The following is a 14,828-nucleotide window of genomic DNA, read 5'->3' on the forward strand; positions in this document are numbered from 1 at the left end:
GACAAGGAGACTCCGATGACCACCACCCAGAACACCACCGCAGGGACCGCAGGGACGACCGTCACCCAGGTCCGGCTGCCCGGCCAGGCAGCCGCTCCCGACGGCCCGATCGATCCGTTCATGATGTACGTGATGCACCACGCGTTCCGCCGGGACCTGGCGGGGTTCGTCCGCTGCGCACCGCACACGCCGGTTCCCGACCGCGCCACCTGGCACGCATTGCAGGAGCGGTGGTCGCTGTTCCGTGAGACGCTGCATCACCATCACGCCGGCGAGGACGCCTGGCTCTGGCCGCTGCTCGAGTCCCGGTGCACGAGCGCCGAGAAGGCCGTCCTCGATGCGATGGAGGCCGAGCACGGCCAGATCGATCCGCTTCTCGCGGCATGCGACGACGGCTTCGCGGCGATGGCCGCGGGCGCCGACGAACGATCACGCGACAACCTGACCGACGTCCTCGGCCGCACACAGGAGCATCTCGCGACCCATCTCGCGCACGAGGAGAACGACGCACTCGCCCTGATCCAGCAGTATCTCTCGGAGGACGACTGGGCCACGCTGGAGAAGAGGTTCGGCGAGGACAACAGGCTTCGCGACCTGTTCCGTGTCGCACCGTGGGCCGTCAAAGGGCTCGACGAGGACGCGTATCGTCAGCTGCGCCCGCGCATCCCGGGGCCGATGTGGGTCATCGCGCGGCTGGGTTCGAGGTCCTTCAGGCGCGGTGAACGGCGCGCCTTCCGCTACGATCCCGATGTCGCCATCTGAGTTGGCGGATCATCGCGAGGCCAGTGCCCGTCCGATCACGAGTCGCTGGATCTGGTTGGTGCCCTCGAAGATCTGCGTGATCTTGGCCTCGCGCATGTAGCGCTCGACGCGGAAGTCGCGGGTGTAGCCGTAGCCACCGAGCACCTGGACCGCGTCGGTGGTGACCTTCATGGCGGCGTCGGTGGCAACCAGTTTCGCCGTCGCGGCGGCCCGGGAGTACGGACGTCCGGCGTCACGCCGACGCGCTGCGTCGAGGTAGGTCGCCCTCGCCGAATCCACTGCGGCGGCCATGTCGGCGAGCAGGAATGCCAGGCCCTGATGATCGATGATCTTGCGGCCGAAGGTCGTTCGCTCCTGGGCATAGTCGACGGCGGCGTCGAGGGCGGCCTGGGCGAGTCCGGTGGCCACCGCGGCGATACCCAGCCGCCCGGAGTCGAGGGCCGAGAAAGCGATGGTCAGCCCCGCCCCTTCACCACCGAGCAGACGGTCGTCGGCGACGAGGGCATCGTCGTAGGTGGCCGACGTGGTGGGCACCGCATGCAGACCCATCTTCTCCTCCGGCCTGCCGAAGGTGAGTCCGTCGGTGTCACGGGGAACGAGGAGGCAGCTGATGCCCTTCGATCCCTCACCCGTGCGGACGAACAGGTTGTAGGCATCGGCGATACCGCCGTGGGTGATCCACGCCTTGGCTCCGTTCACCCGGTATCCGCCGTCGACGGCAGCTGCCCTGCAGGTCAGTGCCGCCGCATCGGATCCGGCCTGAGGCTCGGACAGGCTGTAGGCACCGATCAGTCGCCCGTTCAACAGATCCGGTAGCCACCGCTGTTTCTGCTCCTCGGTACCGAAGGTGAACAGCGGATGGCACGCCAGTCCGTGCACGCTGACCGCGACCGCCACCGCCGCCCACCGCGCCCCGAGCTCCTCGAGGACCTGCAGGTACACCTCGTAGGGCTGACCACCGCCCTCCCACTCGACCGGATACGGCAGACCGAGCAGACCCGCCTCGCCCATCTCGGCGAACAAGCCGTCGGGATACTTCTCCGCCTTCTCGTACTCGTCGACAATCGGAACGAACCTTTTGTCGGCAAAATCCCTGGTCAGGGCGATGAGGTCATGCGCCTCATCCGTGGGCAGCAGTCGATCAACCGGCATGTCGGACCTCCGAGGGAAAGAAAACAGTACTGAAGTACTTTCCACAGTACTATGGGGGCGTGAGTGACAACACCGGCTTCGCCACCCGACGTCGCGGCGACCTGTTCGACGCGCTGGTCCGACTCCTGCTCTCCGAGGGATTCGCCCACCTCGGCGTGGCCGAGTTGGCCTCGGCACTGCGATGCTCGAAGTCGACGCTGTACACGCTCGCCGCCAGCAAAGAGCAACTGGTGGTCAAGACGGTGACGCACTTCTTCCGGACGGCGACAGATCAGGTCGAGGCACGGGTGGCCCAGCAGACGGATGCGCGCGCGAAGGTGATCACGTACCTCATCGCGGTCGGGGACGCACTCGCACCCGCCTCGGGTGCGTTCATGACCGACCTGCACGCCTACGAACCGACCCGGGAACTCTACGAACGCAACACCGAGGCCGCCACCGTCCGGGTCGGTGAGCTGATCACCGCAGGGGTGGCGACCGGGGCATTCCGCGACGTGAACGCCGCCTTCGCCGCCGATCTCGCGGCATCCATGATGACCCGGATTCAGCGCCGTGACGTGGCGGTCACCACGGGCCTCGACGACGCGGAGGCCTACCGGCAGCTGGCCTCCATCCTCACCGGGGGAATCGACGCGCGAGGTGAGTGACCCCGCGATCGTCCACCCACCAGGTCACCTCGACATCCGAGTCGGAGCCGTTGCGCTGTAGCCGTATCCAGAGTTCCTCGTGGAGTCGCACCTCGCCGTGGCCGAGGTCGCGACCCCACTCCGCGGCGAACAGCACCGCGTCGGTGGACGTCCAGGTGGCGGCCACCCCTTCGTCGCGCACCACGGCGCGCGCCAGCTCACCCGCGGTCGGCAGATCGAGGATGTCGGCGAGGATCTCGGCGTCGTCGGCGGTGACGCGGCTGCCCAGCACGACCGTCGTGTCGGGATCCATCGTCTGGATCAGCCACGGGTGGTCGAGCACCGCGGCCTGTTCTGCGGTCTCCCCCGAGACTGTCCGAACCCGTTGCGGCACTGGGAGTTCTGTCGCCTCGAACAGACCGGATCGGCATGCCCGCACGACCGATGCATACACCGTGCCCGCCACACCCGCGGCGATCTGACGCCTCGGATCACCGAGACTGGCGAGCACGGTGCCGGCGTCGGTGGCCGATTCGACGTCGCCGGTGCCCAGTGCCGCGGCGAACATGTCGGCGTGCGGATGATCCAGCGGATCGCGCACCCCCTCGACCGTGAGATCCGACGGTGCCCGGTACCACCCCAGCGGATGTCCGTCGATCAGCGCGTGGTGGCGCAGCCACCAGGCGGTGTACCCGGCGCGATCGGCGAGCAGTGGCGCGACGGCGTCGTCGGTGGCCAGAAGCGTGAGTGCGTCGTGCCAGCGGTTCTCGTCGACGAGGTCGAGATCGCGTACGGCCGAGAGACTTTGCGGGGGATCGTCGTTGGTGTCCCACCAGTGTTCCTCGTCGGGCAGGTCGTGATCGGGCGCCACCGGGAGATCGTCGACGAGGACGTGAAAGCCCCAGCCCACGCCGAGCCGCCGCAACACGTCGGGCCCGACGCGACGGACCAGTTCGTCGGACACGACACCGAACGGCGCATCGTCGACGAGCACCGATGCCAGCGGACTGTCCGGCAGCAGGAGCTCGTCGGCGGCACGCAGCTCCCCGTCCCGGTCGGGCACCGGCAGCCCCGACAGCCGATCCGGCACTGCCGCAGCGGGGTCCGCGGCGAGCAGCGCGAAGACCTCGTCGGCCACCTCGACGAGTTCGTCGTCGTCGGCCTCGTCGACGAGTTGTGCCAACGCCGGATCTGCGAGCACGTGATCAATCGAGATCGGCTCGGCGCCGAGCCGTTCCACCAGCGGATGTCGCGCGGCCGCCGCGACGGTCGGGATCCAGCGCATCGGGATGTCGATGCCGTCGGCGACGAACACCCCGCGCGCACCGATGTTCATCCGGCCGTCGGCGCGCGGGATCGGCAGCGCACCGAGTTCGTCAGCGTCGATGCCGGTGGTCACGAACGGCGACAGCGCCGCATACAGGTCACGCCACCACGCCGGTTCGCGTTCGACGCCGACCAGCCTCTCCGCGATGTCGGCGAGCCCGATCTCGCCGACGCCGACCGTGCGCAGACGGCCGAGATGGCGACGTTCGGAGACATCGGGGTGGGCCAGATCCCCGAGGACCGGGGCGAGCACGGCGGCGAGATCCGCACTCAGGTCTGGCAGGACGACTGCCCGGGATGGGACCAGGTCGGCCCCTTCCGCGGCCGGCAGCCACGCGCTGTCGCGGAGTTCACCGAGCACGGCCTCGATCAGCGCCGCGTCGTCGCGGTTGCGGGCCCGCGCAGGCAAGGGGATCAACAGCGGCCGCCACGCCGCGGGCACACCCGCCATCAGGTCCGCGTGACCCGTTGCCGCCGTGCCTATGTCGGCGTTCGGATGCAGGTGTCGACGATCGGGGGTGAGCGGGAGGTCGGTGATGCACCGCGCAGGCAACGACAACTCGATGTCGGTCGGGGTCGGCGCTCTGAGGACCTCTTTGTCGCGCAGTCGCGGTCCCGACTCCCCCGCCTCGATCAACCATCGGGTGCCGCCGCGCTCGGCCTCGATCCAGGTCCGCACCACAGGATCGGTCGCCGCTGTCCCGGTGATCGTCGATCTGCGGGTCCGCTCGTGCGCGGCGGGCTTCCCCCGGTTGATCGTCGTCGTCGAGCCGGACACCGCGATCTCGTCCAGGCCTGCCAATTCCAGGAGCAGATCGGGGGCCTGCGCTCGGGCTGCCGCCAACAGCGCGTCGGCCGAGACGTCGTCGCGCAGGTGCAGGACGATCTCGGTGTCGTGGTCGGGCGCCGGAGTCGCGTCGAGAGCCCACGCCAGCCGGAGCAGGGGCGCGTGACCAGACCCCGAAGCGGCCACCCCGGCGTCGCGGGCAGCCTGTGCGGTCCGGTCGCGATCGACGACGAACGACCCGGACGTGGACCGGACCTCGATGCGATCAGCGACGGTGCCGGTCGCGGTGAAGCCGACCCCGAACCGGCCGACGCTCGGTGGTCCCAGATCAGCTCGCTTGGCCGACACCCTCAGCGACAACAGCGACCGCACGCCGTCGACGGTCAGCGGGGCACCGGTGTTGGCCACGTGCAGCGCACGTCCGTCGAGCCAGACGCTGAGCCGCCCAGGGGAACCGGAGACGGATGCGGCGTCCGCGGCGTTGGCCGCCAATTCGACGAACAGACGGTCCCGATAGCCGACGGTGACCAGATCCCGTTCGGCCGCAGCGTCTTCGGCGAATCTCGTGGGTGAGGTACGCCACGCGTCGAGCGTGGCCGTACGGAGCTCGTCGAGACCGAAGGGGTCGTCGAGGTCGGAGGCATCGACGCCCGAGGGCACGGCGTCGGTCAGGACGTCGCGTCAGCGCCGGCGCTGACGATCTCGAGGACGCCGTCGTCGTAGGCATCGTAGGCCGGCGATCCACCACCGGACGGTGCGGGGACGTCGGAGTGGGCACCGCACCCGTAGTCGGCGGCGACCACATGGCCGTCGGCCGAGTACTCGTTGGCGCACACGCCGAACGCAGGCCGCAGTGCACCGGCGAGCGGGAGGTAGAAGCCACAACTGGCACACGAGTAGGCCGCGGCGGCCGCCATCTCGCTGCGCGGACCGAACTCCCCGTCGTGCCAGCGCTGCGCGGCATCGTCACGACCGTCGGGACTCAGCAGTCGCCGACGACCGAGGCCGAGTTCACCGGCGATCTGTCCGATGTCGTCGGGATCGTCGTCGTCGGACGACAGCGCGAACTCGTCGCCGTTGTCGATCTGATTGGGTACCAGCCGCGGATCGCCGGGATCGGCGGCCAGGACGTCGCCCGGTGACAGGTCGCCGGCGACGACCCGCTCGTTCCACGGCACCCAGTTCGGGGCCAGCAGCGATCCCTGGCCCGGCAGCAACACGAGCTCACTGACAGTGATCTCGTCGGTGCCCGGCGCCCCGGCCAGCACGACGCACCACTGCCAGCCTCGGTAGCCGGCGAGGTCGGCCTCGAAGTAGTGGGCGACCGCCCAATCCCCCTCCGGGGTGCTCTCCAGGTGAGCCCCGGGGTGCTGACCGTCTTCGACCAACGCTGCGCGCGCCACGTCGACAGCGGCGAGCAGCCGGTCACCGTCGAATGCAAGAGTCACGTGTCCAGTGTGCAACATCGCGCGATCGCGGCGGCACCGACCCGCACTTTGCTTCGCACCGCCGTCTCGCACCGCCGTCTCGCACCGGAGTCCTTCACCCCGGTCCTGAGCCCGGTCCTGAGCCCGGTCCTGTGCCGCACCGCGTCGAGCCTGCCCGCGAATGCGCTTGCCCGGGCGACAGCAACTGCGCGCGGTCGGCGTTGTGTGGACCGTCAAACGCGCGGGCGATGGCCGTGCCGACACCGAGTCGGTGGGATGAGGAACAATTGTCGGTGTGAACCGACCCAGCCCCCGCTTCCCCCGGGGGGAGCGAAGCGAACCGACGGGCCCCGACCCGCGCGGCGCGGGTCACGATGTCGGACCGGGTGCAGGCCACGATGGTCGTAGTCGTCGGCAGCACCCCGGCACCGCCAACTACCCCGCCGACGAGCCGATCACCGCCCGGCGTCCGGCGGCCGGACGCCCCTCGTCCCGCGGCCCGGCCGACACCGCGTATCTGCCACCGCCCACCCACAATCCACATCTGCCGCCCCTCGACGGGCGCGATGAGACCCCGTCAGGCGCCCCGACCGACCGGATCGGCGGGACCAGGGCGATGGCAGGCGGCACGTCTGGTCCGGGAGTACCCAAGAAGATCACCGTCGCACGCGTCGCCGCGATGCGCAGCCGCGAGTTGACCGGGCGTGGGATCGGCAAGATCTACCAGGCCGCGACCGCCGACGGCGCCGATCGCTCCGGCCTGACCGCCCTGACGCTGCCGGTGATCGTCAACTTCGCGGTGGACGCCGCGATGGCCGTCGCACTGGCCAACACGCTGTTCTTCGCGGCCGCCACTGGCGAGTCGAAGACGAATGTCGGCCTCTACCTGGCGCTGACGATCGCCCCGTTCGCACTGATCGCACCGTTGATCGGCCCCATGCTCGATCGCCTCCAGCACGGCCGCCGCATCGCGATGGCGACCACGTTCGGGCTCAGGGTGATCCTGGCGTTGCTCATCCTGGCGAACTCGTCCTGGGACACGACGACGCAACAACTGCAGTACGACCCCTGGGTGCTCTATCCCTGCGCGCTGGGTCTGCTGGTGCTGTCCAAATCGTTCGGGGTCCTCAAGTCCGCGGTGACGCCACGCGTGGTGCCGCCGACGATCGACCTGCCCAGGGTCAACTCCCGTCTCACCACCTTCGGCCTGATCGGCGGCACCATCATCGGCGGCGCCGTCGCGGCGATGTTCGAGATGCTGCTGGCCAAGGTGCTGCCCATCCACATCCCCGGCGCGATGGCCTGGCTCGCGGTGATCGCCGCTGTCGGCGCCTGGCTGTGCATGCGCATCCCGTCGTGGGTCGAGGTGACCGAGGGCGAGATCCCGACCACGCTGACCTACCACGGGGAACCGGCGATGTCGCACGCTCCCACGGGTGATGCCGCGGGCGGGCGCCGTGGCGCCCGCGAGACGGCCACCGCGCTGGCAGCGAAGATGCGACAGCCACTGGGCCGCAAGGTCGTCGCGGGGCTGTGGGGCAACGCGACCATCCGCATCCTGACCGGGTTCCTCACCCTCTACATCGCCTTCTACGCCAAGGCACAGCAGGATGTGCATTCCGACTGGACGCAACTCGTCCTGCTCGGTGCGGTCGGCGCCGCCGCGGGTGTCGGAAACATGATCGGCAACGGGCTCGGCACCCGACTGGAGCTGAAGAACCCACCGCGGATCGTGGTCTGGTCCACCGCCGCCTGTTTCGTCGTCGCCGCGCTGGCCGCGATCTTCGGCAACATCGTGATCGCCACGCTGGCCGCTTTCGTCGCCTCCGGCACCAGTGCGATCGGCAAGGTCTGTCTCGACTCGTCGATCCAGGACGACCTGCCCGAGGAGTCGCGGGCCTCGGCCTTCGGGCGGTCGGAGACCGTTCTCCAGCTCGGATGGGTCTTCGGGGCCACACTCGGTGTCCTGCTGCCCCCGACTCTGTGGATCGGCTTCACCGTCGTCGCGGTGCTACTGGGTATCGGCCTGCTGCAGACCGTGATGACCACGCGCGGATCGTCGCTGGTGCCGGGTATCGGCGGACAACGACCCGATTACGCCGCACCGACGGTGGCGTTGCGCGCAGTCGGCAACCCCGGGCCACCCCCGCGCCCGTCGTCGCACGGACACCACCCCCCGTCCGACGCCCCGACCCGCATCACGCATCATCCAGGTGGTCGGCACCCTGATCACCGTCGCGGCCACGCCGCGGACCCGACCCGGAAGATGCCGGCCGAACCCGATCGAGGACAGTCGTAGACCGTGCACCTGAACAGTGGAGAAAAAAAGGCGCTCGCGATCATCGCGGCCGTGGTGGTCGCGTTCGTCGTGATCGTCGGTGGGACGGTGGCCGTCCTGACGAAGGATCAGTGGTCCGGCGATTCGACCGAGGAACATCCGTATCTGCAACTCGCAGTGGGCGATCGGCTCGTACGCGTGGAGCCGACCCGGATGTGCGACGTCTTCCTCAAGAACTGCGAGCCCAAGAGGATCGCCGATGCCCAGGCCCAGCGCGTGCCGGTACCGGTCGGGGAATCGGTGATGCTGTCGGTGTCCAAGGACATCGCCGAATGGCCGTGGAATCTGGTGATCCAGTACCTCACACCCGAGGGACTCGACGGGACGTCGGTCCCGATGCGGTCGAACTCCACCTACACCACGGTGCTGCACTCGACGCCGGACCGAATCCTGGTCAACGTCGAGGTGCAGGTGCCGTCGGCGATCGCCGACGCCGAGAACAACAACGTGATCGCGCGCGGCTACCTCGCGGCCGACACGAGCCCGCAGGACCTACGACTGCCCGCCGCTGATCCGCGCTGACGTTCACCCGGTCAGGTCAACGCTCCAGTTCGCGGGTGACCGCGCGGACCACCTCGGAGATACGCTGTGACGTCTTGCGATCCGGGTAGCGACCCTTTCGGAGCTCCGGCTGCACGGCACCCTCGAGCAGGGTGATCAGGTCGGCGACCATGCCGTGCAGTTCGTCGGGGGTGTGGCGTTTGGTCTCCTTGCGCGCCGCCTCGCGCGTGTTCTTCGCGACGCTGGGCGCCGGTTCGAGAACGGTGACGGTCAGCGCCTGCGGTCCTCGACGTCCCGCGGCCATGCCGAACTCGACGCGCTGGCCGGGCTTCAGACCCTCCACGCCGTCGGGCAATGCGGACGATCGGACGTAGACGTCCTCACCGCTGTCCTGCGCGAGGAAGCCGAAACCCTTTTCCGCGTCGTACCACTTCACCTTGCCGGTCGGCACCGTGCTCACCCTCACCTGTACGTCGGAGTCCATGACAAAAGCGCCCCTGACCTGAGTCACAGCTGATCCCGTGAACGGGACCCGGCTCCACATCAGATGAGCAGAGGCGCCAATGAGCACTCAGTCTAGCCAACGCGAATCGGACCGGTCACGTGGATTACCTCACCTCCGGCGCCGATCACCGGCGTCACCGAGCCGTCACGTGTTCTACCGTGGAAGACATGAAGAGCCAATCGTCCCCGCGACTGCTGCAGCTGGCCGTGGTCGTGTTCGCGATCGGACTCGCGGCGATCGTCGCACTGTTCGTGACCCCGCTGGTCACCGACGGTGGCACGGCACCCACGTTCGTCTACCTGCTGACCATGTGCGCGCCGGTGGGTTTCGTGATCGGGCTGGTCTTCGCACTCCGATCGGGGCGGCGCGCACGGTGACCCTCGACTCCGCGTTCCCGACCACGACCGCCGAACTGTCGCCCGCGGCCGACGTCGATGTGCTCAAACGCGCCTACAGTTGCTTCCCGTCCGGCGTCGTCGCGGTCGCGTGCCGCGTCGCCGGCGCCGACGGCGCCGACGGCGCGCCGGAACTCGTCGGGATGGCGGCGAGCGCGTTCACCACGGTCTCGCTCGATCCGCCACTCGTCTCGCTGTGCGTCCAGAACACGTCGACCACGTGGCCACGACTCCGTGCGGCCCCGGCCATCGGCGTCAGCGTATTCGCGCGCGATCAGTCCGACCTGTGTCGACAGCTCGCCGGCCCGAGCGATGCCCGCTTCTCCGGGATCACCCCTTCCGGCACCGACGACGGCGCTGTGTTCATCCCGGACGCGGCCGCGTGTCTGTCCTGTTCGCTCCACAACGAGATCCCGGCCGGCGACCACACCTTGGTCCTCCTCCGCATCGAGGCACTGCGGTACGACGCCGGGGTGGAACCACTCGTGTTCCACGCCAGCACATTTCGCTCATTGGAAGTGCGGAGTACCGGCCCATGACCGTCGTCGGGCTCGGCCTCCCCACCACCGCGCCGAAAGATGTGCCGCCTGCGGACACCCCCACAACGGGTCCGCTACGGGATCGGTTCGGCCGGATCGCCACTGATCTGCGCGTGTCGGTGACCGATCGCTGCAATCTGCGCTGCACCTACTGCATGCCCGCCGAGGGTCTCGACTGGCTCCCCACCGACGACGTGCTCACGACCGCGGAGCTGATCCGGGTGATGACCGTGGCGGTGCGCGACCTCGGCATCCGCACCATCCGTTTCACCGGCGGGGAGCCGCTGCTCCGGCGCGACCTCGAGGACCTGATCGCCGCCGTATCGGACCTGCCCGACCCACCCGAGATCGCGATGACCACCAACGGCCTCGGCCTCCGGCACCGGATCGAGCCGCTGGTGGCGGCCGGACTCGACCGGATCAACGTCTCACTCGACACCGTCGACCGAGAGCGATTCGCCGCGATCACCCGGCGCGACCGCCTCGACGACGTCGTCGACGGGCTCGCCGCCGCCCGGGCCGCCGGAGTTCGCTCGATCAAGGTGAACGCGGTCCTCGCCGGCCACGACGATCTCGACCGCCTCCCCGACCTCCTCGGGTTCTGCCTCGACCACGGCTACCAGCTGCGCATCATCGAGCAGATGCCGCTGGACGCCGAGCACCGCTGGGACCGGTCGTCGATGGTCACCGCCGACGAGATCCTCGCCGCGCTGCGCGCCGGCTACACCCTGCTGCCCGATCCCCGGCCACGCGGCAGCGCTCCCGCCGCGACCTGGCTGGTCGACGGTCACTACGTGGACGGTGCGCCCGCGCGCGTCGGGGTGATCGCATCGGTCACCCGTCCGTTCTGCGGAGACTGTGATCGCACCCGGCTCACCGCAGACGGAGCTTTGCGCAACTGCCTGTTCGCGGAGTCGGAGACCGATCTCCGCGCCGTTCTGCGCAGCGGTCTACAGGGCGATCGCCTCGACGCGGCGATCGCCGACCGCTGGCGCGGCAACACCTGGGTCAAGGCGGCCGGGCACGGCGTGAACGGCCCCGAGTTCCACCAGCCCACGCGGCCGATGTCGGCCATCGGGGGCTGATCGGCGATGGAGTTGACCGTCCGGTACTTCGCTGCCGCGCGTGCTGCGGCCGGCAGTGACACGGTCGTCATCGACGTCGACGCGGATACGACGCTCGCCGACCTCGAGTCGATCCTGTCCGCCGACAATCCGGATCTGCGGCGGGTGTTGGCGCGGTGTTCATACCTTCGCGACTCCGTCGCGCTCTGCGATCGCAGTGTGACCCTTGGGACGTGTGCGATCGTCGATGTTCTGCCGCCATTTGCCGGTGGCTGACGCCACAGTCGCCTGTGAGCTTCCTCACATAACGGGTCGATAACGAGAAGGACACAAGTCGACTATCGCCCCGTGAGCAGGGACGACCCTCGAATTGGGTCGGGAGACCCAATCAGGCGCCGAAAACAGGCTTGCCAACAACGTGATTCGAGCTCGCAGACGTCGTACTGTGACTGAACGACGCCCCCCGGGGGGTCACGAGCAAGTAACCAAATGCATAACGTCCCGTCGGCCGCGCCGAACCTCGCTCCGTCACGGGACGCACCAGAACGACATCTAGGAGCGAGGACGGGGGACCCACCCTCCGACAGAGAACCGGACGGTCATCACGACGTCCTTGGGGTTAAGTCCCGGCGTGACTCACGTCAGGCCGAGACCGGGCACCTCTCGCCCGAACCCGACAGCTGACTTCGTAGGCGCGTGGAGAGAGGAACACCACCATGTCCGGACGCCATCGCAAACCGACGACAGGCACTCCCACCAAGACCTTCGCCAAGGTCGCCCTCACCGGGGCCGTCCTCGGCGGCGGTGCAGCCCTTCTGGGTGGCACCGGCTCGGCCAACGCCGCAACCGACGCCGAATGGAACCAGGTCGCCCAGTGCGAGTCTGGCGGCAACTGGGCCATCAACACCGGCAACGGTTACCAGGGCGGACTCCAGTTCAACCAGAGCACCTGGGCAGGCCACGGCGGCACGCAGTTCGCGCCGAGCGCCGATCAGGCCACCAAGGAGCAGCAGATCGTGGTTGCCGAGCGCGTGCTGGGCAGCCAGGGCAAGGGCGCATGGCCCGTGTGCGGCACCGGACTCTCGGGCGCCACGCAGCGCAGCGCGCCGAGCGAGGCACCGCGCCTGCAGCTCCCGAAGCTGCCGGCACCGTTCAACTGGTCGGCCGCACCCGAGGCCAAGAGCACCGGTGACGTGCAGAAGCAGCTCGACTCCGCGCTGAGCCAGGCGCAGGAGAAGGGCAAGATCTCGCCCGAGGTCAAGAACATGTGGGATATGGCCAAGAAGAGCGGCTACGAGCTCACCCCTGACCAGATCAAGCTGTTCAACGAGCACAAGGACCAGCTGCCCACTCCCTGATAGGAGCAGCTGACTCGGCCCGACAACCACGGGCCCACAGTCGAAGGGCCCCGCACGACGGTTTCAGACCCGTGCGGGGCCCTTTTCCACTCTCATGGGCCGGCCGGTCAGTCGGGTCGCGACAGTCGTCGCCGTTCACGCAGCGGCATCGCCACCCACATGAACAGAAAGACCACCAGGGCCAGACACCCGGCCGTGATCGCGGCCCAGCCGCCGAACACGATGTCGAAGATGACCGTGAGAACGCCGATGAGTGCGATTCCGAGCAATCCGATGCCGATCAGCGTCAACAGATGTGCGCGGTCCACCAGCTGATCGATCGCGTGACGCCGGAACAACAGTCGGTGCAATGCCACCGGCGAGATCAAGGTGACCGTCGACAGCACCGCGAAAACCAGGCTGACGACGAAGATGTACTGCTCACGAGAGCTCAGCTCCTCGAAACCCTCTTGAAACGGGACGGTCAGCATCAGACCGGTGAGGATCTGACCGCCGGTCTGCACCACTCGCAGCTCCTGCAACAGGCTCGCCCAGTTGCGGTCGAGTCGCTCGGTCGGCGTCTCATGGCGACGCGGTTGCGACGCGTCGTCCTCATCCCGTTGCGAGGTCATGCCGAGCCGACCCACTCGTCAGTACCGTCACCGAAGAACTGATGCTTCCACACCGGCAGTCGCGCCTTCACCTCGTCGACCAGGCGCGCACAGAGCTCGAACGCCGCTCGACGATGATCGGCCGCGACCGCCACCACGAAGGCGACATCGCCGATCGCGAGTTCTCCGACCCGATGCGACACGGCCACCGCACGGACCCCGTCCGCTGCCCCGGCGACATCGCCGACGACGTCGGACAGCACCGCAGGCGCCGTCGGATGGGCGGAATAGACCAGGCGGGTGACCTCGTGCCCGCCATCGTGGTTGCGCACCGCACCCACGAACCCCACGACCGCGCCGGCGCCACCGCCCGCGGCCTCCACGACGAGCGCTTCGTGTGATGCCAGGTCGATCTCGTTGTCGGACAAAGAGGCCCGCACCACCTGTACGCCGACGGCCCGTTCCGTCATCAGTGGTCGCCGCCGCGAATCTGATCGAGCGCGTGGTCGAGGACCCCCGCGAGGACGGACAGCCCGTCCCTCACCCCACCGGTCGAGCCCGGCAGGTTGATCACCAGTGTCGTGGCGGCCACCCCCGCGGTGCCGCGCGACAGTACCGCGGTCGGCACCGTCGGCAGGCCGGCTGAGCGGATCGCGTCCGCGAGACCGGGGATCTCGACGTCGAGCAGCGGGCGGGTCTGTTCGGGAGTGCGATCGGTCGGTGAGAGGCCCGTCCCGCCGGTGGTGATGACCAGATCGGCGCCGGTATCGACGCCGGCGCGGATCGCGTCCCCGACCGGCAGGCCGTCGGCCACCACGCAGTGGTCGTCGACGACGAACCCCCGGGCGGTGAGCCAGTCGGTGATGATGGGCCCGGTGCGGTCGGTGTAGTCGCCCCGGCTGGCGCGAGTCGAGGCGACCACGACTCTGGCCACCCGGAGCCGTCCGCCGTCGCCCGGTGACTCACTCACGTCGCCACGACCCCGATTTGCCTCCGGTCTTCTCGAGCAGGCGCACCCCGTCCATGCTGGCGCGACGGTCGACCGCCTTCACCATGTCGTGCAAGGTGAGGCCGGCGACGGCGACCGCGGTCAGGGCTTCCATCTCGACACCGGTCTGCCCGCTGGTCCCGACGGTTGCCGTGACGTCGATGTGATCGTCGGCGATCGCGAATTCGACCTCGACCGACGACAGGGCCAGCTGATGACACAGCGGGATCAGTTCGTCGGTACGTTTGGCTGCCATGATCCCGGCGATCCGGGCGGTCGCGAGGACGTCACCCTTCGGGAGCTTGCCATCGCTGAGCAAGCCGATCACCTCGGTCGTGGTACGAAACGTGCCACCGGCCACCGCACGGCGGTCGGTGCGCGATTTGCCGCCGACGTCGACCATCCGGGCCGCGCCGGTCGAGTCGATGTGACTCAGGCCCGCCCCGCTCGCTTCGCTCCCGGCGGCCACC

17 protein-coding genes and 1 riboswitch are annotated in these 14,828 nt (G+C 68.8%); of the genes, 9 read left to right on the forward strand and 8 right to left on the reverse strand.

Annotation, left to right across the window (positions count from 1 at the left end):
* The first annotated feature begins 15 nt into the window (after positions 1–15).
* On the forward strand, positions 16–762 hold the full coding sequence (locus IDF66_RS17720) for a hemerythrin domain-containing protein (RefSeq protein WP_190267952.1): 747 nt from the start codon (positions 16–18) through the stop codon (positions 760–762).
* A 9-nt stretch (positions 763–771) separates the two neighbouring features.
* Here IDF66_RS17720 and IDF66_RS17725 read toward each other — a convergent pair whose 3' ends face one another.
* On the reverse strand, positions 772–1,914 hold the full coding sequence (locus IDF66_RS17725) for an acyl-CoA dehydrogenase family protein (protein WP_164307156.1): 1,143 nt from the start codon (positions 1,912–1,914) through the stop codon (positions 772–774).
* 59 nt (positions 1,915–1,973) lie between these two features.
* On the opposite strand from IDF66_RS17725, the gene IDF66_RS17730 reads away from it, so the two are divergent.
* On the forward strand, positions 1,974–2,561 hold the full coding sequence (locus IDF66_RS17730; protein ID WP_190267953.1) for a TetR/AcrR family transcriptional regulator: 588 nt from the start codon (positions 1,974–1,976) through the stop codon (positions 2,559–2,561).
* Here IDF66_RS17730 and IDF66_RS17735 read toward each other — a convergent pair.
* Together IDF66_RS17735 and IDF66_RS17740 are read right to left on the reverse strand one after the other, a co-directional pair.
* Positions 2,530–5,313: a sacsin N-terminal ATP-binding-like domain-containing protein gene (locus IDF66_RS17735; RefSeq protein WP_190267954.1), complete on the reverse strand. Its 2,784-nt coding sequence runs from the start codon at positions 5,311–5,313 to the stop codon at positions 2,530–2,532. The genes IDF66_RS17730 and IDF66_RS17735 overlap by 32 nt on opposite strands.
* A gap of 8 nt (positions 5,314–5,321) precedes the next feature.
* Positions 5,322–6,119, reverse strand: a complete 798-nt coding sequence (locus IDF66_RS17740; RefSeq protein ID WP_223309727.1) for a DUF3027 domain-containing protein — start codon at positions 6,117–6,119, stop codon at positions 5,322–5,324.
* 256 nt (positions 6,120–6,375) lie between these two features.
* On the opposite strand from IDF66_RS17740, the gene IDF66_RS17745 reads away from it, so the two are divergent.
* Complete coding sequence (locus tag IDF66_RS17745) at positions 6,376–8,379, forward strand: MFS transporter (RefSeq protein ID WP_387999819.1); 2,004 nt, start codon at positions 6,376–6,378, stop codon at positions 8,377–8,379.
* 3 nt (positions 8,380–8,382) lie between these two features.
* A complete protein-coding gene (locus IDF66_RS17750) occupies positions 8,383–8,940 on the forward strand; it encodes a DUF2771 family protein (RefSeq protein ID WP_164307161.1) in 558 nt (185 codons plus the stop codon).
* A gap of 16 nt (positions 8,941–8,956) precedes the next feature.
* Here IDF66_RS17750 and IDF66_RS24070 read toward each other — a convergent pair whose 3' ends face one another.
* Positions 8,957–9,370, reverse strand: a complete 414-nt coding sequence (locus IDF66_RS24070; RefSeq protein WP_164307758.1) for a cold-shock protein — start codon at positions 9,368–9,370, stop codon at positions 8,957–8,959.
* Positions 9,371–9,591: 221 nt separating this feature from the next.
* Here IDF66_RS24070 and IDF66_RS17760 point away from each other — a divergent pair, with 221 nt between their 5' ends.
* The 5 genes from IDF66_RS17760 (at position 9,592) to IDF66_RS17780 (ending at position 12,780) form a co-directional block, all read left to right on the forward strand.
* Positions 9,592–9,801: a hypothetical protein gene (locus IDF66_RS17760; RefSeq protein WP_190267956.1), complete on the forward strand. Its 210-nt coding sequence runs from the start codon at positions 9,592–9,594 to the stop codon at positions 9,799–9,801.
* On the forward strand, positions 9,798–10,358 hold the full coding sequence (locus IDF66_RS17765; protein ID WP_190267957.1) for a flavin reductase family protein: 561 nt from the start codon (positions 9,798–9,800) through the stop codon (positions 10,356–10,358). Before IDF66_RS17760 ends, IDF66_RS17765 begins: the two co-directional genes overlap by 4 nt.
* The gene (gene moaA, locus IDF66_RS17770) at positions 10,355–11,443 is read left to right on the forward strand and encodes a GTP 3',8-cyclase MoaA (RefSeq protein WP_190267958.1); all 1,089 of its coding nucleotides are present in this window, start codon (positions 10,355–10,357) and stop codon (positions 11,441–11,443) included. Before IDF66_RS17765 ends, moaA begins: the two co-directional genes overlap by 4 nt.
* A gap of 6 nt (positions 11,444–11,449) precedes the next feature.
* Positions 11,450–11,698, forward strand: a complete 249-nt coding sequence (locus IDF66_RS17775) for a MoaD/ThiS family protein (protein ID WP_164307165.1) — start codon at positions 11,450–11,452, stop codon at positions 11,696–11,698.
* A 252-nt stretch (positions 11,699–11,950) separates the two neighbouring features.
* Positions 11,951–12,133, forward strand: a riboswitch (cyclic di-AMP (ydaO/yuaA leader).
* Positions 12,134–12,138: 5 nt separating this feature from the next.
* Positions 12,139–12,780, forward strand: a complete 642-nt coding sequence (locus tag IDF66_RS17780; RefSeq protein WP_164307166.1) for a transglycosylase family protein — start codon at positions 12,139–12,141, stop codon at positions 12,778–12,780.
* 107 nt (positions 12,781–12,887) lie between these two features.
* On the opposite strand, the gene IDF66_RS17785 is transcribed toward IDF66_RS17780, so the two are convergent.
* From IDF66_RS17785 to moaC, 4 genes are read right to left on the reverse strand one after another with little or no spacing between them, the layout of a single operon-like run.
* Positions 12,888–13,391, reverse strand: coding sequence for a DUF6328 family protein (locus IDF66_RS17785; RefSeq protein WP_190267959.1), 504 nt, complete (start codon positions 13,389–13,391; stop codon positions 12,888–12,890).
* Complete coding sequence (locus IDF66_RS17790; RefSeq protein WP_190267960.1) at positions 13,388–13,840, reverse strand: molybdenum cofactor biosynthesis protein MoaE; 453 nt, start codon at positions 13,838–13,840, stop codon at positions 13,388–13,390. The genes IDF66_RS17785 and IDF66_RS17790 overlap by 4 nt, the downstream gene beginning before the upstream one ends.
* Complete coding sequence (locus tag IDF66_RS17795; protein WP_164307169.1) at positions 13,840–14,340, reverse strand: MogA/MoaB family molybdenum cofactor biosynthesis protein; 501 nt, start codon at positions 14,338–14,340, stop codon at positions 13,840–13,842. Before IDF66_RS17795 ends, IDF66_RS17790 begins: the two co-directional genes overlap by 1 nt.
* Complete coding sequence (gene moaC / locus IDF66_RS17800) at positions 14,333–14,827, reverse strand: cyclic pyranopterin monophosphate synthase MoaC (RefSeq protein ID WP_317628750.1); 495 nt, start codon at positions 14,825–14,827, stop codon at positions 14,333–14,335. Before moaC ends, IDF66_RS17795 begins: the two co-directional genes overlap by 8 nt.
* Position 14,828 lies beyond the last annotated feature (1 nt).

The sequence above is a fragment of the Gordonia hankookensis genome, from assembly GCF_014673215.1.
In the GTDB taxonomy this organism is placed as follows: Bacteria; Actinomycetota; Actinomycetes; order Mycobacteriales; family Mycobacteriaceae; genus Gordonia; species Gordonia hankookensis.

Excerpts from the sequence above, each read along its gene's own strand:
- IDF66_RS17740 (WP_223309727.1), bottom strand. The coding sequence starts at position 6,119 with ATGTTGCACACTGGACACGTGACTCTTGCATTCGACGGTGACCGGCTG.
- moaA (WP_190267958.1), top strand. The coding sequence starts at position 10,355 with ATGACCGTCGTCGGGCTCGGCCTCCCCACCACCGCGCCGAAAGATGTG.
- IDF66_RS17780 (WP_164307166.1), top strand. The coding sequence starts at position 12,139 with ATGTCCGGACGCCATCGCAAACCGACGACAGGCACTCCCACCAAGACC.
- IDF66_RS17725 (WP_164307156.1), bottom strand. The coding sequence starts at position 1,914 with ATGCCGGTTGATCGACTGCTGCCCACGGATGAGGCGCATGACCTCATC.
- IDF66_RS17790 (WP_190267960.1), bottom strand. The coding sequence starts at position 13,840 with ATGACGGAACGGGCCGTCGGCGTACAGGTGGTGCGGGCCTCTTTGTCC.
- IDF66_RS17760 (WP_190267956.1), top strand. The coding sequence starts at position 9,592 with ATGAAGAGCCAATCGTCCCCGCGACTGCTGCAGCTGGCCGTGGTCGTG.
- IDF66_RS17785 (WP_190267959.1), bottom strand. The coding sequence starts at position 13,391 with ATGACCTCGCAACGGGATGAGGACGACGCGTCGCAACCGCGTCGCCAT.
- IDF66_RS17775 (WP_164307165.1), top strand. The coding sequence starts at position 11,450 with ATGGAGTTGACCGTCCGGTACTTCGCTGCCGCGCGTGCTGCGGCCGGC.
- IDF66_RS17720 (WP_190267952.1), top strand. The coding sequence starts at position 16 with ATGACCACCACCCAGAACACCACCGCAGGGACCGCAGGGACGACCGTC.